Annotated in this window: 23 protein-coding genes; 12 read left to right on the forward strand and 11 right to left on the reverse strand. The window is 50.9% G+C overall.

All coding sequences use genetic code 11. The features are described from left to right. Positions 1 to 8: 8 nt before the first annotated feature. On the forward strand, positions 9 to 1,484 hold the full coding sequence (locus ACN0R1_RS06780) for a glycosyltransferase family 39 protein (RefSeq protein WP_417581204.1): 1,476 nt from the start codon (positions 9 to 11) through the stop codon (positions 1,482 to 1,484). On the opposite strand, the gene waaA is transcribed toward ACN0R1_RS06780, so the two are convergent. Continuing rightward, positions 1,469 to 2,764 (reverse strand): lipid IV(A) 3-deoxy-D-manno-octulosonic acid transferase, encoded by a 1,296-nt coding sequence (gene waaA / locus ACN0R1_RS06785; protein ID WP_417581206.1) that lies wholly within the window; start codon positions 2,762 to 2,764, stop codon positions 1,469 to 1,471. The two genes, ACN0R1_RS06780 and waaA, sit on opposite strands and share 16 nt — an antisense overlap. 88 nt (positions 2,765 to 2,852) lie before the next feature. Here waaA and ACN0R1_RS06790 point away from each other — a divergent pair, with 88 nt between their 5' ends. From ACN0R1_RS06790 to ACN0R1_RS06800, 3 genes are read left to right on the forward strand one after another with little or no spacing between them, the layout of a single operon-like run. Continuing rightward, positions 2,853 to 3,887 carry a glycosyltransferase family 2 protein gene (locus tag ACN0R1_RS06790; protein ID WP_417581207.1) on the forward strand — a complete coding sequence of 345 codons (1,035 nt, stop codon included), beginning with the start codon at positions 2,853 to 2,855 and terminating at the stop codon, positions 3,885 to 3,887. Continuing rightward, positions 3,887 to 4,258, forward strand: a complete 372-nt coding sequence (locus ACN0R1_RS06795) for a GtrA family protein (protein ID WP_417581209.1) — start codon at positions 3,887 to 3,889, stop codon at positions 4,256 to 4,258. The genes ACN0R1_RS06790 and ACN0R1_RS06795 overlap by 1 nt, the downstream gene beginning before the upstream one ends. Continuing rightward, positions 4,255 to 5,040, forward strand: coding sequence for a ChbG/HpnK family deacetylase (locus ACN0R1_RS06800; RefSeq protein WP_417581211.1), 786 nt, complete (start codon positions 4,255 to 4,257; stop codon positions 5,038 to 5,040). The genes ACN0R1_RS06795 and ACN0R1_RS06800 overlap by 4 nt, the downstream gene beginning before the upstream one ends. A gap of 22 nt (positions 5,041 to 5,062) precedes the next feature. Here ACN0R1_RS06800 and ACN0R1_RS06805 read toward each other — a convergent pair whose 3' ends face one another. After that, positions 5,063 to 6,976, reverse strand: coding sequence for a methyl-accepting chemotaxis protein (locus ACN0R1_RS06805; RefSeq protein ID WP_417581213.1), 1,914 nt, complete (start codon positions 6,974 to 6,976; stop codon positions 5,063 to 5,065). Positions 6,977 to 7,201: 225 nt separating this feature from the next. Between ACN0R1_RS06805 and lptM the strand changes: the two genes are divergently transcribed. Genes lptM through ACN0R1_RS06835 form a run of 6 tightly spaced genes read left to right on the forward strand, consistent with a single transcriptional unit; the run spans position 7,202 to position 11,782 of the window. After that, a complete protein-coding gene (gene lptM, locus ACN0R1_RS06810; RefSeq protein ID WP_417581215.1) occupies positions 7,202 to 7,318 on the forward strand; it encodes an LPS translocon maturation chaperone LptM in 117 nt (38 codons plus the stop codon). Between the two features lie 8 nt (positions 7,319 to 7,326). Further along, complete coding sequence (gene lysA, locus ACN0R1_RS06815) at positions 7,327 to 8,583, forward strand: diaminopimelate decarboxylase (RefSeq protein WP_417581217.1); 1,257 nt, start codon at positions 7,327 to 7,329, stop codon at positions 8,581 to 8,583. Between the two features lie 12 nt (positions 8,584 to 8,595). After that, a complete protein-coding gene (gene dapF / locus ACN0R1_RS06820) occupies positions 8,596 to 9,426 on the forward strand; it encodes a diaminopimelate epimerase (protein ID WP_417581219.1) in 831 nt (276 codons plus the stop codon). Further along, positions 9,423 to 10,139 (forward strand): DUF484 family protein, encoded by a 717-nt coding sequence (locus ACN0R1_RS06825; protein ID WP_417581221.1) that lies wholly within the window; start codon positions 9,423 to 9,425, stop codon positions 10,137 to 10,139. Before dapF ends, ACN0R1_RS06825 begins: the two co-directional genes overlap by 4 nt. Before the next feature lies 1 nt (position 10,140). Further along, positions 10,141 to 11,055 (forward strand): tyrosine recombinase XerC, encoded by a 915-nt coding sequence (gene xerC / locus ACN0R1_RS06830; protein ID WP_417581223.1) that lies wholly within the window; start codon positions 10,141 to 10,143, stop codon positions 11,053 to 11,055. Beyond that, positions 11,048 to 11,782, forward strand: coding sequence for an HAD family hydrolase (locus tag ACN0R1_RS06835; protein ID WP_417581225.1), 735 nt, complete (start codon positions 11,048 to 11,050; stop codon positions 11,780 to 11,782). Before xerC ends, ACN0R1_RS06835 begins: the two co-directional genes overlap by 8 nt. A gap of 8 nt (positions 11,783 to 11,790) precedes the next feature. Here ACN0R1_RS06835 and hemW read toward each other — a convergent pair whose 3' ends face one another. The 9 genes from hemW to ACN0R1_RS06880 form a co-directional block, all read right to left on the reverse strand. Beyond that, the gene (gene hemW, locus ACN0R1_RS06840; RefSeq protein ID WP_417581227.1) at positions 11,791 to 12,942 is read right to left on the reverse strand and encodes a radical SAM family heme chaperone HemW; all 1,152 of its coding nucleotides are present in this window, start codon (positions 12,940 to 12,942) and stop codon (positions 11,791 to 11,793) included. After that, positions 12,939 to 13,547, reverse strand: coding sequence for an RdgB/HAM1 family non-canonical purine NTP pyrophosphatase (gene rdgB, locus ACN0R1_RS06845; RefSeq protein ID WP_417581229.1), 609 nt, complete (start codon positions 13,545 to 13,547; stop codon positions 12,939 to 12,941). Before rdgB ends, hemW begins: the two co-directional genes overlap by 4 nt. A gap of 3 nt (positions 13,548 to 13,550) precedes the next feature. After that, positions 13,551 to 14,000, reverse strand: coding sequence for a DUF4426 domain-containing protein (locus ACN0R1_RS06850; RefSeq protein WP_417581231.1), 450 nt, complete (start codon positions 13,998 to 14,000; stop codon positions 13,551 to 13,553). 25 nt (positions 14,001 to 14,025) lie between these two features. After that, positions 14,026 to 14,616, reverse strand: a complete 591-nt coding sequence (metW, locus tag ACN0R1_RS06855; RefSeq protein ID WP_417581233.1) for a methionine biosynthesis protein MetW — start codon at positions 14,614 to 14,616, stop codon at positions 14,026 to 14,028. Continuing rightward, the gene (gene metX, locus ACN0R1_RS06860; protein ID WP_417581235.1) at positions 14,606 to 15,763 is read right to left on the reverse strand and encodes a homoserine O-succinyltransferase MetX; all 1,158 of its coding nucleotides are present in this window, start codon (positions 15,761 to 15,763) and stop codon (positions 14,606 to 14,608) included. The genes metW and metX overlap by 11 nt, the downstream gene beginning before the upstream one ends. Positions 15,764 to 15,821: 58 nt before the next feature. Further along, entirely contained in the window at positions 15,822 to 16,355 is a 534-nt protein-coding gene (locus ACN0R1_RS06865; protein WP_417581237.1) for a YggT family protein, read from the reverse strand. Between the two features lie 515 nt (positions 16,356 to 16,870). Further along, complete coding sequence (locus tag ACN0R1_RS06870) at positions 16,871 to 17,320, reverse strand: hypothetical protein (RefSeq protein WP_417581239.1); 450 nt, start codon at positions 17,318 to 17,320, stop codon at positions 16,871 to 16,873. Next, positions 17,317 to 17,823: a hypothetical protein gene (locus ACN0R1_RS06875; protein ID WP_417581241.1), complete on the reverse strand. Its 507-nt coding sequence runs from the start codon at positions 17,821 to 17,823 to the stop codon at positions 17,317 to 17,319. The genes ACN0R1_RS06870 and ACN0R1_RS06875 overlap by 4 nt, the downstream gene beginning before the upstream one ends. A 271-nt stretch (positions 17,824 to 18,094) precedes the next feature. After that, positions 18,095 to 18,787, reverse strand: a complete 693-nt coding sequence (locus ACN0R1_RS06880; RefSeq protein ID WP_417581243.1) for a YggS family pyridoxal phosphate-dependent enzyme — start codon at positions 18,785 to 18,787, stop codon at positions 18,095 to 18,097. A gap of 90 nt (positions 18,788 to 18,877) precedes the next feature. On the opposite strand from ACN0R1_RS06880, the gene ACN0R1_RS06885 reads away from it, so the two are divergent. Continuing rightward, positions 18,878 to 19,912, forward strand: coding sequence for a type IV pilus twitching motility protein PilT (locus tag ACN0R1_RS06885; RefSeq protein ID WP_417581245.1), 1,035 nt, complete (start codon positions 18,878 to 18,880; stop codon positions 19,910 to 19,912). A 24-nt stretch (positions 19,913 to 19,936) separates the two neighbouring features. After that, positions 19,937 to 21,115 carry a PilT/PilU family type 4a pilus ATPase gene (locus ACN0R1_RS06890; RefSeq protein ID WP_417581247.1) on the forward strand — a complete coding sequence of 393 codons (1,179 nt, stop codon included), beginning with the start codon at positions 19,937 to 19,939 and terminating at the stop codon, positions 21,113 to 21,115. Positions 21,116 to 21,145: the final 30 nt, after the last annotated feature.

The following is a 21,145-nucleotide window of genomic DNA, read 5'->3' on the forward strand; positions in this document are numbered from 1 at the left end:
TGAGATTGATGAAGGGTATTTCAGCGCTGGGTGATACCGCTGGCAAAGTCTGGCTGTTACTGCTGATCAATGCGCTGCTCTGGGCGCTGCTGCCTTGGCTGAGCGCCTACAGCTTGCCACTGGATGTGGTCGAAGGGTTATTCTGGGGGCAGGAATGGCAGTGGGGCTATTATAAACACCCACCACTGCCGTCCTGGCTGGTGCAATTGTCCTGGTTGGCCTTGGCCGATTTGGGTCCTTTTTTGCTCAGTCAGTTGACTATATTAACAACTCTGTTGTTTGTCTGGTTGCTGGGTTTGCGCTTACTGGGCGGTGAAAAAGCCGCGTTAGGAACCTTGTTGCTGCTGGGTGTTTACTATTTCACTTGGCCGACGCCGGAATACAATCATAATATCGCTCAAATGCCTTTCTGGGCCGCTGCCACCTACTTTTATCACTGTGCTATAACCGATGGACGCTATCGCAGTTGGCTGTTAGTCGGTCTGTTTGCTGGTCTGGGTTTGCTGACCAAATACGTCATGGTGGTGTTGTTGGCGGCGATGTTTCTGCACTTGCTGACACAGCAAGAGGCCAGAAAACAGTTGTTACGCTGGCCGCTCTGGAGTGGCGTATTGTTAATGGCTGCGATTTTTCTACCCCATCTGTTATGGTTGATTCAACATGACTTCTTACCGCTGTCTTATGCTGGAAAACGCTCCGGCGGTGCGGCTGGGCTTGAGGCTCACCTGCTGGGCCCGTTAAAGTTTTTGCTGGTGCAGTTGCTTGATCATCTGCCGTTAGTGCTGTTGCTGGCCGCTTCCGGGTTTTTTACCAGCTCACTTTGGTGTCGTGATCAGGCTGATGTACAAGCCAAGTGGTTCCTTTTTTGTTTGGGCTTAGGGCCGGCGTTGTTGACCGCATTGGGTGCCGGTTTGACTGGGACTGGGTTGCGGGATATGTGGGGAACGCCGATGTGGAATCTCTCGGGCCTGTTGCTGGCGGCTTGGCTGATTACACCCTTAGCAGCACTGCAGCAGAAAAAACTGCTGCGTAATACCCTGGTGATGGTGCTGCTGCTAGTGATGTTGCGGTTGATGGATATGAGTCTGCTACCCTACCTGAAAGATAAGCCCTCACGTATTGCCTGGCCGGATAAGGCCATGGCGGTTGAGTTGGAGAAGATCTGGGCTGACCAGACAGGCTGTCCGCTGGATATTGTCGCATCTGAATACTGGCTGGGTGGATTGATGGCGTTACGGGCATCCACACAGCCTTCAGTGCTGATTGATGGGCGTCTGGATTACAGTCCGTGGATTGATGAGGCGCGTTTGACGCAATCCGGAGCACTGCTCATTTGGCAGCAGGGTGATGAAGTACCCACTGATTTGGCTTGGCTGGGTGCTATTGCTGCACAGGGGGCGATAACCTTGGACTGGCCGATGGGTTCGGCGGCGCCTTTGCAGTTACATTGGGCCGTTGTGGCACCGGCCTATTCGTGTGACTGATTGGGTGGTGTGTTCAGCAGTGCTTCCAGTTCGGTTTCAAGTCGACCGAGTGCGCCAGCATGGCTGGCAACATAGTGTTGGGCGGCTTGTCCAGCCTGAGTGGCACTCTCAGAGTTGCTTAGCCAATGCTGTACTTGTGTCATCACTGCCTTGGCATTGTTAACTTGTACCAGTGCGCCAGCCGAAGCCAGTCCTTGGGTGATGGCGGCGAAATTAAAGGTATGTAAGCCGGTAATTATCGGTTTACCCAACAAGGCCGGTTCCAGCGGATTGTGTCCTCCACGCTCAATCAGTGAGCCGCCAACAAATACAATATCGGCGGCACTGCAAAAAGACATCAGTTCCCCCATGGTATCAGCCAGATAAATCTGAGTAGCGGGGCTGGCAAGACTATCCTGGCTACGTCTGGCATAGCGCAGGCCGGACGCCAGGCAGAGCTGGGCAACTGCATTAAATCGCTCGGGATGACGGGGCACCAGTACAATCAATAGATCAGGATAGACCGCCAGCAGCGCCGGCAGGCTTGCCAGAAGCTGGGATTCTTCATCATCATGGGTGCTGGCGGCCAGGAGTACCGGGCGTGATGTACCCCAGTGCTGTCGGAGTTGCTGAGCGGCATCGGCCCATTGTGGGTTAATTTCCACATCAAATTTGATGCTGCCGATCACCTTGAGTCGGGCCGGGTCCAGACCTAGTACCTTGAAACGTTCACCATCTGTGTGATCCTGTACGGCAACCCGACTGAGTCGATTAAGCATGTCGCGGGTCAGACTGGAAAAACGTGCGTAACCGCGTGCGGAGCGTTCCGATAAACGTGCATTGGCTAATAAAGTTGGAATCTGTTTGCGCTGGCATTGTCTTAAGAAGTTAGGCCAGAGTTCAGTTTCCACTATGATACAGGCGCGTGGTCGGGTGATGTTAATAAAGCGGCTCATGGCCCAGGGTAGATCGTAAGGGCAGTAGCGGTGCGCTACCTGTTCGCCGAATAGTTGCTTGACCCGGTCGGCTCCAGTGGGGGTCATGGTAGTGATGAGAACCGGAATCTCTGGGTGCTGCTGTAAAAAACGGCGGATCAAGGTGGCTACGGCTTGTACCTCTCCGACTGAGACGGCGTGTATCCACAGGGGAGCTGTGGTGGAGGCCAAGCGTGGGGTAAAACCCAATCGCTCTGTCCAGCGTTGTCGATAAGCCGGTGCGCGCTGGCCACGAAGCCATAAACGGATCAGAATGGATGGCAATAACAGGTGCAGTACAAGAGTGTAAATATAACGACTTATCATAGGGTTTGCTGGCTATCCGGTGCGCAATTCAAAGATATAGTTTACCATTAACTCTCAAAGTCTGTAGGACTTGAAACTGGATAGAATAATGCCCGAAAAAATAACACAACATACCTCGGAATCGGATCCATCATTAACGCCGCGCAAGATGGAGCTGCCCCCGTCCATCACCTGCATTCTGCCAGCTTATAATGAAGCAGAAAACCTGCAGGAGATGATTCCGTTACTCTGTGAATACCTGCTCCGGTTATCCAGCCGTTTTGAAGTGCTGGTAGTGGATGATGGCAGCCGTGATGCCACCTCTGCTGTGGCGATTCAGTTGGCTGAACAGTATCCTGTGTCGCTGATTCGACTGTCGCGCAACTTCGGTAAAGAGGCGGCTATGAGCGCCGGTCTTGATCATGCCGATTCGGATCTGGTAATCCTGATGGACTCGGATATGCAGCACCCGGTAGATATGCTGGAAGTCTTTTATCAGCACTGGCTGGAAGGCTATGACATGATCTACGGCATACGTGCAGACCGGTCGGATGAACATCCTATCAAGCGCCGGATGACCCGTTTTTTCTACCATATGCTCAGTCAGAGTGCTGATGTTGAAATTCAGGCAGATGCTGGTGATTTCCGTATGATGGATGCCAAGGTGGTACGCGCTTTGCGGGCCTTGCCAGAGCGTAAGCGGATGATGAAAGGGTTGTTTGCCTGGGTCGGGTTTCGTAGCATCGGCGTGCCTTTTCAGGTCGCCCCTCGTTTCAGTGGTGAAACAACCTTCGGTATCCGCCGTCTTTCCTCACTGGCCCTGACGGGCATTACCGCTTTTAGTAGTACGCCTTTGCGCATCTGGATGTTTATTGGTGCCGGGATCTCCTGCCTGGCAATTACTTATGCGGTCATCGTAGTACTTAGAACAATGATCTGGGGCGTGGATGTTCCCGGATGGCCAACCTTGGTGGCCGGTATTGGTTTTCTGGGTGGCGTGCAATTGCTGTCGGTCGGAGTGTTGGGGGAATATGTGGCGCGGATCTTCTCTGAGGTGAAGGCGCGGCCTGTGTATCTTATTTCAGACTACCATCCTACGACAGTACCTAAAAAAATTGATCAAAAATCTGAGTCTGTTGATTGATGCTAGCTCAGATTTCACGTTTTATTGGGGTCGGTGTCGCCGCGCTGATAGTTCATTGGCTAGTGGTTAGACTGCTGGTGCCGTTAGGATTGGTACCGCTGATTGCTAATGTATTTGGCTTTGCTGTCGCGTTCAATGTTAGCTATTTCGGTCATCGTAAGTTGACTTTCAGAGCCGAAGAGTTGAGCCATTCACGCACCTTGCCGCGCTTTGCTTCGGTCGCGTTGGGCAGCTTTGCCGTGAATGAGAGCCTATATGCCTTGCTGCTGACCTTTTCGCCTTTACGTTATGACCTGGCGCTGTTCATTGTACTCGGTGTGGTGGCAGTGTTGACCTACTTGTTCAGCCGTTTCTGGGCTTTTGCGGCATGAAATCCCTGGTTCTGTGTGCCGATGATTTTGGTCTAGCTGCTGACATCAATGAGGGGATTTTGCAGTTATTGGAGCAGCAGCGTTTGTCAGCGGTCAGCTGCATGACTTGCCTGCCACACTGGAACTCGTCAGCCTCAGTCTTGCATGCTTTCCAGGCGAAAACAGCCATTGGATTGCATTTTAATCTGACTGAATTACCTCGTGCTTTGCCGTTAGGGCGTCTGATGCAGCAGTCTTTGACTGGCCGACTGGATCACTCGTGGGTGAGGGATGAACTGCAGCGTCAGTTGGATGATTTTGAAAACGTGTTAGGCTGTCGTCCAGACTTTGTCGATGGCCATCAGCACGTTCAGGTTTTTCCTGGCGTCCGCCAGGTTTTGATCGAAGTGCTGCAAGCACGTTATACCGGTCAGCAACCCTGGGTGCGTCGGGTTGCTCCCGGTCTGACAGGCCATGACGCCTTGTTTAAGGCGCTGGTGTTACGTTTGATGAGCACTGGTTTTGCTACACAGATGCGACGACAGCAGTTACCACTGACGCAGGCTTTTGCAGGACTTTATTCACTGAATCCCGACGCCGATTTCGCCAGTCTGTTACATGGATGGATTAATCAGTTACCCGATGGCGGCTTGATTATGTGTCATCCAGGTGCCACAGGGAAAAGTGCAACCGGGCTGGCGCTGACTCGTCAGCGTGAATTGACTTATCTGTCCAGCGACAGCTTCCTGTCACGCTTGCAACAGCAAGCTATCAACCTGACATCCACACCAGCCCTGTATTGATTTATTGCTCAAAAAACTCCTTTTATACTTTGAAACGCCCAACTCTGGCCTGTAACTGATTAGCCAGCTGTGCCAGTTCATCACTGGCAGCGGCAATATTGCTTGAGCCACTGGAGAGTTGCTCAACGCCACTGCTGATACGCACTAGCGTCTGGCTGACATCATCGGCAACAGCTGACTGCTCTTCTGTAGCACTGGCTATTTGCATATTCATATCGTTGATGGTCGCGATAACGCCGGTTATATCCTGAAGTTTATCCGATGCCTGTCCGGCACATTCAACCGCCACATGCGCTTTGGAATAGCTGTTTTGCATAACGTCGGATGCATGGCGTGAGGCGTTTTGCAGTTTTTCAATGATATTACGGATCTCTTCCGTAGACGTCTGAGTGCGAGTGGCCAGGGTTCTAACCTCATCGGCTACCACAGCAAACCCTCGTCCATACTCGCCAGCGCGAGCGGCTTCGATAGCGGCATTGAGCGCAAGAAGATTTGTTTGTTCAGCGATACCACGGATTACTGCCAGTACTGTACCAATGGACTCAGTATCTTCCTGCAAACGTTGCATAACCTCTACGGCTTTTTGGACTTCTTGAGCGAGTAGTCCTACCTCGTTAGAACTTTTTTGCACGACGGCTTCACCGTCTTTGACTGACTGGTTACACGATTCGGCGGCTTGTGCTGCTAGGCCTGCATTGCCTGCAACCTGGGTGACTGATGCCGCCATTTGTGTCATCGATGAGGCGGCAAGCGTCGTTTCGTGACTTTGTTGATGAACCTGCTGGTTGGTAACCTGGCTAGATGCGGCCAGCTCTTCAGCTGCGGCTCCGAGCTGTATGGATGCATCAGAAACCTGTTTGATCACCAGTTGTACACCGCCCACGAACTTGTTGAAGCTACGTGCCAGATCTCCTAGCTCATCCTGGCGTTCTTCACTAAGGCGCTGTGTGAGGTCTCCATCTCCAGCGGCAATCTGATCCAGCGCAAAACGCGTAGCATTGATGGGTTTAACAATCACGCGTGAGACCAGCGCAATAATAATCACTAAAATAATCAGTGTAATGGAAAAAGCCAGTATTAAGGATAAGCGCAGATCCAGTGCCGCCGCCATCACGTGTTTATAGGGTAGCGCAACAGCTAGCGCCCAGCCTGGGGTATTCTCTACAGGGTGATAGGCAACAATGGATCGCTGTTGGCCATCAAGCTGTAGTTCCGCTATGCCGGTTTCACCTGCAACCATTCGTTTAGACAGAGCTGCGTACTCAGGGAGTTGTGAATCCAGAGCGTTGTCTTTCATTCTGCGATCTGTGTCCGGGTGAGCAATGTAAATACCGCGTGAGTCTATCAGCCAGGCACTGGCCTGATCGGTGGAAACCTCATCAATGAGTTGAGTTAGAGTATCCAGTGTCACAGTGGCAGCGAGTAAACCGATGACTTGTCCCGACGAATTGTATACAGCTTGAGCCATCACAACGATGGCATCGCCAGTAGAGCCTGAGACCAGAGGATCGCTGACAAGCGTGGCCTGACTTTTTTCAACGACCAACTTCTGAAAGTAGTCTCGGTTTGCACGATCGGCAATGTTACCATTGTGGTGGTAGCCGTTACCTTCGAGATCAATAAATAGCATTACCTGGAAGCTATCATCCATTTTTTTGCCAAAATCCTGTATGAACGCAAAGATGTCATCGGTATTCCCGCTGGTGAGTGTCGCCGTGCTGGCGAGGGTTTGAAGGACAGCCATACGTGAGTTAATCCAGGCGCTGACACCATCGGCACTGCTTGATACAACCATGCTTGCCGACTCCTCACCCTGCGCAGCCACTGTACGGCTGGTATGTTGAATAACAACATAGGCGGCCAGGAAAAGACAAATGGCTAGAGGTAAGCTGGTGAATAAAATGAGCCTTGGAGTCATTTTCAGTCGCTTAAGCATGTTGTTCTCCGTTATTTCCAGTGTAGGATGGAATGCTATTCAACATAGATGTAATGAGGGGTTGTAGATCTATTCTGTGTATATTAGATAATAGTAACCCCATTGTTATTGCGCAATTTTAAAATGCTTGCCCTCGCTTGTATTGTCTCGCCTCTGCCAATAACCCGCGACATCAGGTTATAATCACCGGTTTAATCAGACAATCAGCCCTGAGGGTGGTGCCGTATGAAAATTCTCTGGTCAATGGTGTTTGCCAGCCTGCTACTTTTGAGTGGTTGCGGGCAGAAAGGACCGCTGTATTTGCCGGATCAGCCGGATACGACAACCGAACAGGGCGAATGAGATAACCGATGGATAGTTTTGAATACCGTAATGGTCGTTTGTTCTGTGAAGAGGTGGCGCTGGAAACTCTGGCGGCTACGCACGGAACCCCCGCGTATGTATACTCACGTGATGCCATAGAACGTGCTTACCTGGCGTATGCCAACGCGCTACAGGGGCGTGATGCGCTGATTTGTTATGCGGTCAAGGCCAACTCCAATATTGCCTTGCTGAATCTGTTGGCTCGCCTGGGTGCAGGTTTTGATATTGTCTCTAGCGGTGAGCTGGAGCGGGTGCTGCGAGCCGGTGGAGAGCCAGGCAAAATAGTCTTTTCAGGTGTTGGCAAGCAGGCAGATGAAATCCGCCGGGCACTGGAGGTAGGAATTTTCTGCTTCAACATTGAATCCGATGCCGAGCTGGACCGTGTCAATGCCGTGGCTTTGGAGACAGGTAAGGTGGCGCGGGTTTCGTTCCGTGTGAATCCGGATGTCGATGCGGGTACTCATCCTTATATATCTACCGGACTTAAAGAAAACAAATTTGGCATCGATATCGACCAGGCTGTTGCTGTGTATCGTCGTGCGGCGGCGTTACCGGGTGTGGAAGTTGTTGGTATGGACTGCCATATTGGTAGTCAGTTAACCGAAATCAGTCCCTTCCTGGATGCTTTGGATCGCTTGTTACAATTGATCGATCGGTTGCAGGTTGAGGGTATTCATATTTCTCATCTGGATCTTGGTGGTGGTTTGGGCGTTTGCTATACCGATGAGACGCCTCCAGCGGCTGACGCATTTATTGCCGCCATGTTGGAGCGCGTGGGCGATCGGCCATTACAGCTGATATTTGAACCGGGTCGCTCGATTGTCGCCAATGCGGGTGTATTACTGACCCGGGTTGAGTTTCTCAAGCAGACAGGTGAGAAAAATTTTGCCATTATTGATGCGGCTATGAACGACCTGATCCGCCCCGCGCTTTACAGTGCCTACCAGGAAATCATTCCGCTTAGCCTGCGTGAGCAGGGGGAGTCCAGACTTTGGGATTTGGTTGGACCTATCTGTGAAACTGGCGATTTTCTGGGTAAAGACCGGGCGTTGAATCTGGAAGCTGGGGATCTGTTGGCGGTTTGTTCAGCCGGGGCCTATGGTTTTGTGATGGCGTCCAATTACAACAGTCGTCCGCGTCCGGTTGAATTGATGGTTGATGATAATCAGGTGTTTGTCATTCGTGAACGGGAAAAAATCAGTGATCTGATGCAGGGCGAACAACTACTGCCCGGCGATTGCTGAGCGGAGAAATACATGCTGGTAAGATTTAGTAAAATGCATGGTCTGGGGAATGACTTCATGGTGATTGATGCCGTGGCACAGCGTGTCCGCCTCAATGCCGATACTGTCAAGCGCTTGGCAGACCGGCACACAGGTGTAGGCTTTGACCAGTTGTTGCTGGTGGAACCGCCGACACGTCCGGATATGGATTTTCGTTACCGTATTTATAATGCTGATGGTTCAGAGGTAGAGCATTGTGGTAATGGTGCCCGCTGTTTTGCCCGTTTTGTGCGTGAACGTCGCCTGACGGTTAAAAATCAGATACGTGTTGAAACCGCCAAAGGCAGTGCCTTGTTGACCCTGTTGCCTGATCGTCAGGTTGAAGTGAATATGGGTGAGCCGGTTTTGCAGCCGGTCGAGATCCCCTTTGCGGCGGAGCAGGAAGCTGCTATCTATCGGTTGGATGTCGAAGGGCAATACCATGATGTCTCGGCGGTATCTATGGGGAATCCGCACTGTGTATTGCTGGTCAATGATGTAGCTCAGGCGCCGGTTAAACAATTGGGTCGCTTGATTGAACGTCATGCGCGTTTTCCGCAGCGGGTCAATGTGGGCTTCATGCAGGTGGTATCGCGTTCTCAGATTCATTTACGTGTATTTGAACGGGGTGCGGGTGAAACTCAGGCCTGTGGAACCGGTGCCTGTGCGGCTGTCGTGGCTGGGCGGCTTCGTGGTTTGCTGGATGAGCAGGTCGATGTGCATCTGACTGGTGGTAAATTGCAGATCAGTTGGAAAGGAAAGGGCCACCCGGTGTTGATGACTGGGCCGGCAACAACAGTATATGAAGGGCAGATCTACTTATGACGCAGCAAGCAACTGATAAACAGATTGTGACGGATGTACCGGCTGATTCGATCAGCGCTGTGCAGGTTGCTGACTACCTGGCTAGCCACCCTGATTTTTTTGACCAGCATGCCTGGTTGCTGGAGAAACTCTATGTGCCGCATCAGCGTGGTACAACGGTGTCATTGGTTGAACGGCAGACCTCCTTGCTGCGTGAGCGCAATCAATTGCTGCACGGGCACCTTTCAGAACTAATTGAGATCGCCCGTCATAACGATGTACAGTTCGACAAAACCAAGCGCATGGTGTTGTCGCTGCTGGAAGCCCAGACGCTTGATGATGTTGCCATAGCCATCGAAGAAAGCCTGTGCCAGGATTTTTATGGTGACGATGCGCGTCTGATTTTATTCAGCGATGTCACTTTTGATGTCAACAGTCTCCGTATTTTGACTAAGTCTGATTGTAGTATTGTGCAGCCGTTGATTGAAACCAGCTTGCCCAGTTGTGGCCAACTGAGCGAAGCGATGAATCGTTTTCTGTTCCAGGACAGTGCAGCTCGTATTCAGTCAGCTGCCGTAGTGCCTTTGGTCAAGGGTGAAACACTTGGACTGCTGGCAATCGGCAGCTTTGATCCGGATTACTTTCAGAGCAGCCAGGGCACGTTGTTTCTCAGCTATGTCGGCGAAGTGCTAAGTCGAATTGTCACCCATATTCTGCATCAACCACGTATCTGATATGACGCCTCAACCTGCCGAACAGCAATGGATTGAGGCGTTTATGCGTTACTTGCAAGGTGAAAGGCAGTTGTCTTCACATACCTTGCAACACTATGGTCGTGATCTGCAGCGTTTGTCAGAACAGCTTGAATTACTGCAATTGGGTAGTTGGTCGGCGTTGACAGAAAAAAAGCTGCGCCAAGCGATTGCTATGTTGCATGGTAATGGCCTGTCAGGCCGAAGCCTGCATCGCCTGCTATCGGCAACACGCACCTTTTATCGTTTCCTGAACCGTGAAGGCTGGATGGACAGTAATCCAGCCCTGGCGGTACAGGCTCCTAAAGCGGGGCGCCGACTGCCAAGTACGCTTGATCCTGAGCAAATGCAGCAGTTGCTCAGCCCTCCGAATGACCAGCCGATTACCCGGCGTGATTTTGCCATGATGGAACTGATTTATTCGTCTGGATTGCGTGTTTCAGAATTGGTGGAATTAGAGCTCCAGGCGCTGGATTTATCCGATGCAACGCTACGGGTAACCGGTAAGGGGCGTAAAACACGGGTGCTGCCGATTGGTCGGCTAGCGATTCAGGCCTTGCAGCACTGGTTGCCGATACGCCAGTTATGGAACCGTCGTGGTGCGGCCGCCTTATTTATCAGTCAGCGGGGTACGCCCCTGACTACCCGAGCGGTAGAGTTAAGGTTGGCTTACTGGGGTGAGTATATGGGCACTCAGGGTCGGGTATATCCGCATCGCCTGCGCCACAGTTTTGCCAGCCATATGCTGGAGTCCAGCCAGGACCTTCGCGCCGTCCAGGAGTTGCTGGGCCACACGGATATCAGTACTACACAAATTTACACCCATCTTGATTTTCAGCATCTGATGCAGGTGTACGAGCAAGCCCATCCACGTGCCAGGAGAAAACCTCGTGATTAAAGCGATCACTTTTGATCTGGATGATACCCTCTGGGCAGTAGATCCGGTAATACAGCATGCCAACCGAACACTGTGGGATTGGCTACATACTCATACTCCACTCTTGACGCAGCGCTATGTGTTGGCTGACCTGAACGAAGGGTCTGAGTTGCGCGCCGGGTTGTTGCAACGCCACCCTGAAATTGCACACAGTGTGACTCAAATTCGACTTAAATTACTCGAAGAATGTCTGACGCATTGTGGCTACACGACGGCGGAGGCGGTTGAGTTGGCATGGAGTGCCTTCGAAGCCTTTATTGAAGCCCGCCATGAGGTGGAGTTTTTCGCTCACGCACGTAGCATGCTGGAAAATCTGCACCAGCAGGGCTACCGATTAGGTGCCTTGAGTAATGGCAATGCAGAAGTCAGCCGTACCGGGCTGGCGGATCTATTCGATTTTCAGTTCAATGCTGATCATGTTGGTCAGGCCAAGCCTCATCCGTTGATGTTTGAGACAGCCCTGAGACATGGTGGGTTGGATGCACAGCAGGTTATTCATGTCGGTGATCACCCAGTGAATGATGTGCAGGCGGCTCAGCAACTGCGTATCTGGACAATCTGGGTAAACCTGGAGGTGAGCGCCTGGCCGGGCGGTCAGCCTGCGGACGTTGAGGTGACCAGTCTTGAACATATTCCAGCTGCCGTTGAAGCCATTCGTGCCAAAGCGGCCAAACAGCTGTGTTTATAAAGTGCTAGTCAGAGAAACAAACCGAGTAGATCGTTCAGAAATAAGCGCCCCTGTTGGGTGGGGCGCAAGATATGTGTATCCCTTTCTAACAGACCCACTTCACGGGCTTTGCTAAGCTGAGGTGTGATCAAGGCGAGCGGTAACCCCGTCCGTGCACTGAAAAGCTCACTGGCTACCCCGTCAGACAGGCGTAGCGCATTGAGCATAAACTCAAAGCTCAGCTCGTCGGTTGGAATGTGTTCGCGCCCTGCGGTTTTGTTCAATGAGGCTAGATAGGCTTTAGGTTGGCGCAGTTTATGATGGCGCTCAAACTCTAAGGCGCTGTTACCTGCCTGTTGACTGGTTTTACCATGGGCCCCGGCCCCTATACCCAGATAATCACCGAACTGCCAGTAGTTCAGGTTATGTTGGCTGAAGCGCTCGTTTCTGGCATAGGCCGAGATTTCATACTGCCGAAAACCCGCCTGATCCAATAATTCCTGCCCCTGTTCCTGGATATCCCATAAGGCCTCATCTACCGGCAGGGTAGGCGGCCTGGCATGAAACTCTGTGTTTGGCTCCAGGGTTAACTGGTACCAGGATAGATGATCCGGGGACAGATCTATCGCCTGTTGCAGGTCGGCCAGTGCCTCAGCCGTGAGTTGACCCGGCAAGCCATGCATCAGATCCAGATTCAGTCTGTCAAAAATACGGCGAGCACTGCGAGCAGCCGTGAGCGCATTGTCGGCGTTATGAATACGGCCTAGCGATTGCAGGTGAGTGTCATTGAAACTTTGGATGCCAAGTGACAGGCGGTTGACCCCTGCGTGACGAAAGCCCTCGAAACGCTGTTGTTCAAAGGTACCGGGATTGGCTTCCAGGGTCACTTCGGTGTTTGCGCCAATACCCCATTGCCGGTCTACCTCAGCCAGAATCTGGCCTATGGCCTCGGCGCTGAACAAGCTGGGAGTACCGCCACCGATAAAGATGGAGTGTAGCGGTCGCGGTGTTTGCAGGCGTTCGAGTTCAGCGCTCAAGTCCTGAGACAGCGCCTGGATATAGTCTTGTTCCGGTAATCCATCCGGCTTGGCATGCGAGTTGAAGTCGCAATAAGGGCACTTACGCACACACCAGGGAATATGGACATACAGCGATAATGGGGGCAGAGCCGCTGGGGTCATACCGGTAACAAACTGTGCAGGCGCTGAAAGAACTCTCGCATGGCTTTGCCACGATGCGAATGCTGTTGCTTTTCGGCTGGACTCAGCTGTGCCACTGAGCATTGCAGCGCAGGAATGTAGAATACCGGATCATAACCAAAACCACCCTCTCCGCGTCGCTCGGTCAATATCCGACCTTCCCAACTGGCCTGACAGATCAGCGGAGTAGGGTCCAGTGCATGGCGCATATACACCAATACACATTGGTAGCGTCCACGACGTTCAGCTTCAGGTTTGTCAGCCAAGGCCTGCAGCAACTTATCGATATTGGCTTCGTCACCAGCACCAACACCCGCATAACGGGCGGAGTAGATCCCCGGAGCGCCATTGAGTGCATCGACTTCCAGCCCTGAGTCATCCGAGAGGGCGGCTAGTCCGGTGGATTCGCAGGCATGCCGAGCCTTGAGAATGGCGTTTTCCACAAAGGTCAGCCCGGTTTCTTCCGCTTCGCTGACATTGAAGGCTGATTGTGGCAAGACTTCTATGTGTTTTTCAGCCAGCATCTGGCTGAATTCACGTAACTTTCCAGCGTTACCGCTGGCTAATACAAATTGCTGTTTACTCAAAGCTCAATCCACGTAAAAAGTTTGCTGGAATTCAATTTGATAGGCCGGACGTGAGGCGTCTGGCTGAACTTGCAGTTGAATGGTCAGCAGGTCTTCATTGGTAAACTGAAAGCTACCGATGGAATAAATGGCTTCAGTTTCGATAATTTCCTGGAACTCAATACGTTGAGTTTGTTGAACTATGTTACGCGACACCCCGGTTACTTGTGCGCTGGCTGGACGGGTGCTGCCGTCTGGCTGCTTTTCAAGCACGGCAATGTTGATCAGACCGCGGTTGCCACTGCGTGTGAGTCCATAGCTGGAGGCCACTTCGGCGGGGATCAAGGTGGAATTAAACGCATTGTAATGGATTTCATAATGCTCATCGCTGAACATCTGTTCGGCCTGTAGATTACTGCTCAGGGTGAACGACAGCAAAGCGGCCAGCATCAGAGGGCTGTATCGAGTCAACATGGTGGTGTCTTCCTGTTATATAGGTTCAGCGGGTGATACGGTAAATGGCGATCTCGCCGAGCATGTTGGGCCATAAACGTATCCACCAGCGGTGTTTGTGCTCATGATCTATCACTGTACGGTCCACTATGTAGATATTACGCTCGACACAGAGTTCCTCAAAATCCTTAAATGTGAAGAAGTGGATGTTGGGGGTATTGTACCAAGTGTAGGACAGAAACTTGGACACAGGCATACGTCCCTTCAGCGCCAGATAGCCACGTGCGCGCCAGTGAGCAAAGTTAGGGAAGGTCACAATGCACTCCTTGCCGATCCGCAGCATCTCTTCAACGATTTGATCCGGACGGTGCATGGTTTGTAGAGCATGACTCATGACGACAGTGTCGAAACTGTTGCTACGAATACCACTGAGGCCGTTGTCTATGTCTTTTTCAATCACATTGACGCCTTTTTCGATACAGGCGGTGATGTTGTCCGGATGAATTTCAATACCATAGCCGCTGACCTGTTTTTCCTTGATCAGATGCGCCAGCAATTCACCTTCACCACAGCCCAGGTCGATAACGCGAGAGCCGGGCTTGATCCACTCACGAATGATTTCCAGATCAGCACGCATGTTGATTCTCCTGTTCGGCAGCAATTCGGTTCATATAAGCACCGAATACCTCCATGTAGCGAGGAATAGGGATCAGGAAGGCATCATGACCATGAGCGGCCTGGATTTCTGTATAAGTCACCTGCTTTTCGGCTTCGATCAAGGCGTCGACAATTTCACGCGAACGTTCAGGTGAGAAACGCCAGTCAGTGGTGAAGGAGGCAATGAAAAACTCACAGCGCACATTGCTCAACGCCGCCGCCAGATCATTGTCAAACTCGGCCGCCGGATCAAAATAATCCAGTGCCTTGGTCATTAGCAGATAGGTGTTGGCATCAAACGTAGAGGAGAACCGCTCACCCTGATACTGCAGGTAGGTTTCGATTTCAAACTGCGGATTAAAATCAAAGTTGAGCTTGCCGGAGCGAAGCTCACGACCGAATTTCTCACGCATCCCATCTTCTGAAAGATAGGTGATATGTCCCACCATGCGAGCCAGCATCAGGCCGGTTTTGGGTACAACGCCCTGCTCATAATAGTGTCCATTATAAAACTGCGGGTCCTTACTGATCGCCTGACGAGCAACTTCATTAAAGGCGATGTTCTGAGTGCTGAGCTTGGGTGCAGCCGCAATAACTACACAATGACGTAATCGCTCAGGATAGCTGATTGCCCATTGCATCGCTTGCATACCACCCAGGCTGCCACCGACAACCGCCGCCCATTGACTGATGCCGAGTCGGTCGGCTAAACGTGCCTGGCTATGTACCCAGTCAAGCACGGTGACAATGGGAAAATCCGGCCCGTAGGGCTTGCCAGTTTCTGGATTCGGTGTGTTTGGCCCAGTACTACCATGGCAGCCACCGAGGTTATTCAGCGCCACCACAAAGAAGCGCTCAGTGTCGATGGCTTTACCTGGGCCTATGGCCGAATCCCACCAGCCGGGTTTTTGCTCATCAGCTGAATGAAAGCCTGCGGCATGGTGATGGCCAGACAAAGCATGGCAAATCAGCACCGCATTGCTGGCATCAGCATTCAGCTGACCATAGGTTTCGATCACCAAGTCATAGTGTGGCAGTACACGACCACTGGCTAATGTCAGCGGGGCATCAAAATGGAGTGTCTGTGGCGTGACCAGACCTATGGAATCTTCCGGGAACTCGCTCACCTTGTAACCTCTTCGTTGATGTATGAAATCTAAGCGTTCGTTAGCTGAGAGTTTCAGGTCACATCAAGCGTGGTAATTGCGACTGTACGATCTGTATTACCAGAAAAATGGCAATTGGAGACAGATCAAGTCCACCAATAGGAGGAATCACTCGCCTAACCAGGGCAAACAAAGGCTCAACAAGTTGCTGCAGCAGTTGCGGCGCTGGGTGAGGTGAGTCGGGAGCAACCCAACTGATAATCACCGAACCTATAGTCGCCCAGAACAGAATGGTCAGCAGGGTATCCAGTACGCCGATAAACGACAGCATGACAATCGATGCTATGCCCAGAGAACTGCCGGTAATCGATACCAAAATAAACAACGTGGCCAGCTTGATAAGAAACGCCAGTACCAGCGGTGATATATCAATCCGGCCTAGCTTGGGAATGATGCGCTGCAAAGGCATCAAGGGGGGTTGCGTAAATTTCACCACAGCCTGAGAGATGGGGTTGTAATAGTCCACCTTCATTGTCTGCAGCAGAAAGCGCAGGATGGCAATAAAGGCAAAAATTTCGCCAATCGTTCGGATAATTAATAATAGCGGATCCATGATCTACCCTTAAACTTGATGCAGCTGTTGCCCGGATAAAGCCGGTGCTGAAAACGAAAATTAGAGTATAGAGATTTTCACTCGGCGAATGAACCTTTTAACGGTGATATTCAGTGTTATCGCATGTCTGCGCCAAACTTGCGAGGGATGGGCTTTGATTGAAGTGCCTTGTTGGGCATCATTTCCTCATCCCGTTGAATGACGAAACGAATTGATCCCTCATCCGATGAGTCTTTCCCTGAAACAAATGGGTCTTCTAAGCTCTCCCATATTGTCTCTGCGAGCGTTAGGATCCAATTGAAGAGCTTCGAAAGCCAGTTCAGCAACCTTCATGGTGGCACTCCTCCTCAGTTTAATTTTTAACAATAGCACTCACCTTCATTATTGCGGAATTTATTTGCCTAATTGAATCTGAAGTCAAAGGCAGGTCGTTCTTGGCACACGCAAATGAAGATGAAGTAACGCCGCTATTTTACGTGCCAGATCCAACGCCTCAACAGGCGTACAGCTCGACTTCATAAACATCTGAGCGAGCCTGGCACCATTATTTTTTGAGGGCGGCTAATCGCTACGGCAAGTATTGAACTAGAGACAAACTCACTCTCAGTATTTGTTTCGACCACTGTGATCTGACAGTCCCATACATCAACGGTTTCGCCTGATGGTGTCTCGAATATGTCAATAGAGCAAGTAGAGTCCAGTTTTGCACTAGTCTCATCGTAATGTCCCATCGCTAGCAATAATGACAGTTGGTCACCGAGAGTGTAGCTTTTTGGATCTTCAGCAGTTATGGGAGGCTGGCACAGTAATTCGTCTTGCAGGGAGTGGTTTGAATTTTTTAACAGCGTCCTAAAAAGCGCTTTTCCTGACAAGGTGCTAGCATTGCTTTCCGAATCGATACTTCGATCTGCTGCAGAAATCGTACAAGAAGCAACTATGAAAATCAGATAAACGAAGCGTTTCATATAAATTTTCCATAGTAAAATTCAACGGTGGTATCAGCAGTAGTATAGATAGATGAAAAGGTGTTTTTAAAGTGCACTAATGGATGAGATACCACTCGATTAGTGGTGTTGCTATAGTGCCATACTCTTCCGCTAGTTAGGATTCCAATATGTTTCCGTGGGTGGTTGCCCATTTGCAATCTACCGCCTACTTCACGGATATTCGATGCTAGGGTCACGAAAATTAGACACTTCGTCAACGTTGCTGATTTATCAGCCCATCTACCTGTTTTTGGTGAGTTTTTAAATACATCATCAACTCTCAGCGAAGCACCTTTTTCGTCCCTTTGCTTGTCACTCCATGTGAAGTTTTTACAAGTCGCGCCTTGAAGTTCATAGTTCATAATATGAGAGACAAAATGCGCGCAATGGTTTTGGTTACTGTCTTCGGCAATACTGAAAGGGCATAGTTCGGAAATGGTTTTGCCTTGAGAATCAATGAGTCTTGCAGATATTTCTGTCATAACTAAATCCTTTTATTTTTTGGCTCGTCCGTCATTCCATGTACAGCTGTTTCGGCATGCGATGAGAGTCACATGTTGCGTTAGTAATTTTTACGCTAATTATTTTTTAGTTTTTTGTCAAGCTTGGAGGGTATTCTACGAAAAACAACCGTGTAGACTCGTCGCTGGCACAGGGCTTTGGGCGGGGTGGTGGTATCGCTTTGAGGTGACCGTCTGCCGCCTGGATGGCGGCAGTCGAGCGTGGCACGAAAGCTTCCGGACCCAAGTGGTACTAGCCCCTAGCTGCGCGAGGACCAAACAACGCCGTACCAATTCTAACCAGGGTACTGCCTTCAGCGATGGCAGAAACAAGATCACCTGACATACCCATAGACAGGGTATCTATCGGAATGCCGCTGGCACGCAGGGTTTCTGCCAACGCCCGAACCTTGGCAAAGGCCAGCCGTTGCACCGTCTCATCATCACTGGGTGCAGGAATTGCCATAAGCCCACGTAAGCTAATATGTGGCAACGCGGCTATGTCTCGCGCCAGTTCCAGGGTTTCATCTGGCGAGCAGCCGGACTTGCTGCTTTCATCATCAATGTTAACCTGCAGGCAAATATTCAGATCCGGTAAGCCAGCAGGGCGCTGCTCAGACAGACGACGGGCAATCTTCAGCCGATCGACACTGTGTACCCAGTCAAAAGATTCAGCAATCTGGCGGGTTTTATTAGACTGCACCGGACCGATGAAATGCCACTCCAGCGGCAAATCAGCCAGTGCCTGGATTTTATCCAGCGCTTCTTGCAGGTAATTTTCACCAAAGCGAGTCAGTCCCTGTTGATACGCCGTGCGCACTTCATCAGCCGAACGCGTTTTACTGACAGCGAGCAGGGCAACTTCCATCGGGTCACGGCCTGCTGTCAGACATGCTTGATTGATCTCGCTTACTACCTGTGTGGTTTTCTCTGCTATGATAGACATATGCAATATTCTGGTTGTCGTGCATTTAAGGATCAGGGTATTCTGCGTTAACAGAACCTCCAATGGGAAGAAGTTGCGAGCATAAATTCTATGGATATTACAGAACTCTTGTCCTTTGCTGTTCAGCAAGGCGCTTCTGATTTACACCTGACGTCCGGTATGCCACCCATGATCCGTGTGGATGGTGATGTTCGCCGCATCAAACTACCTGCATTGGATCATAAGCAGGTACATACGCTGGTGTATGACATTATGAATGACCGTCAGCGTAAAGAATATGAAGAAAACCTCGAGGTCGATTTTTCTTTCGAGGTTCCCAAGCTGTCTCGTTTCCGTGTCAATGCGTTCAATCAGCATCGTGGTGCGGCGGCTGTGTTCCGTACGGTGCCCAGCAAGGTCTTTACCCTCGATGATCTGGGTATGGGCAAGGTGTTTCAGGATCTATCTGAAAAGGCGAGGGGGTTGGTGTTGGTTACTGGGCCTACCGGTTCAGGTAAAAGTACCACGCTGGCAGCGATGATCGACTACATCAACGACACACGTTCGGAACATATCCTGACCATAGAGGATCCGATCGAGTTTGTGCATGAGAGTAAAAAGTGCCTGGTAAACCAGCGTGAAGTGCATCGTGATACGCATAGCTTCGCCAATGCGTTGCGCTCAGCGCTACGTGAAGACCCGGATATTATCCTGGTGGGTGAGATGCGTGATCTGGAAACCATTCGCTTGGCACTCACAGCGGCAGAAACCGGGCATTTGGTGTTTGGCACCTTGCATACCACCTCCGCGGCTAAAACGATTGACCGTATTATTGACGTATTTCCGGCGGCTGAAAAGGATATGGTGCGTTCCATGCTGTCCGAGTCGCTGCAGGGCGTTATCTCCCAAATGTTGATGAAAAAACTCAAAGGCGGACGTGTAGCGGCCCATGAGATTATGATCGGTACACCGGCGATACGTAACCTGATCCGTGAAGACAAGGTCGCACAGATGTATTCTGCAATACAGACAGGTGCATCCTTTGGTATGAAAACACTGGATCAATCACTGACCGAACTGGTGTCCAAAGGCTTGATCTCCAGAGATGCGGCGCGCGAAAAATCGAAGACACCGTCATCCTTTTGATGGCTAACCTATAAGGATTGGGCTATGGATTTTACACAACTGCTTAAGGTGATGTCGGATCGCGGTGCTTCTGACTTATTTGTCACCGCTGGGGCCGCACCCGCAATCAAGGTAGATGGCACCATCAAGCCATTAACCAAAGAGGTGCTGAAGCCGGAGCAGGCCAGAAAACTGGTGTACAGCACCATGAACGATAAACAACTGGCAGAGTTTGAGGGCACCCATGAGTGTAACTTTGCCATCAGTGCTCAGGGTATTGGCCGTTTTCGTGTCAGTGCTTTCGTACAGCGAAATACGCCCGGCATGGTGATGCGGCGGATCAACACCTATATTCCCAGCCTGGAAGAGCTGCATTTGCCCGCTGTGCTAAAAGATTTATCGATGACGAAGCGGGGTCTCATTTTGTTCGTGGGGGGTACCTCAACCGGTAAGTCCACTTCACTCGCGTCGATGATTGATTACCGTAATGAGCATCACGCCGGTCACATCATTACCATTGAAGATCCGATAGAGTACATCCATAACCATCGTAAGAGCATTGTGACTCAGCGTGAAGTTGGTTTGGATACAGACTCCTACGAAATCGCGCTGAAGAACACTCTGCGTCAGGCGCCGGATGTGATTTTGATGGGTGAGATACGTGATGCTGAAACCATGAAGTATGGTCTGAGCTTTGCGGAAACCGGACACCTGTGTATGGCAACCCTGCATGCCAATAATGCCAACCAGGCACTGGATCGTATTATTTCCTTCTTTGGACCAGATCATCATGCGCAGGTGTGGATGGATCTTTCGCTCAACCTTAAAGCGATAGTGGCGCAGCAACTCCTGCCTACCGTCGACGGTACCGGGCGTCGGGCAGCCATTGAAGTACTGATCAATACCCCGTTAATTCAGGATATGATTCGTAAGGGTGCGGTACATGAGATCAAGGATGTTATCAAAAAATCCACTAATCTGGGCATGCAAACCTTCGATCAGGCGCTATTTAATCTTTATAAACAAGGTGTTATTAGCTACGATGTGGCACTGAGCCATGCTGACTCCACCAACGATCTGCGCCTGATGATCAAGCTCAATGAAGAAACCCATGGTAAGTCAAAAACAGCACCGGTCAGAGATGACTCCATGCCATCCTTTACCCTTCAGGAAGAGGATGACAACATGAATTTGGGTGGTGTGGCTGACGTCAAAAATATGTAAAAGCGCGTTTCGTGCAGCCTCCTACAGGTG

Source organism: Nitrincola sp. (assembly GCF_048264025.1).
Taxonomy (GTDB): domain Bacteria; phylum Pseudomonadota; class Gammaproteobacteria; order Pseudomonadales; family Balneatricaceae; genus Nitrincola.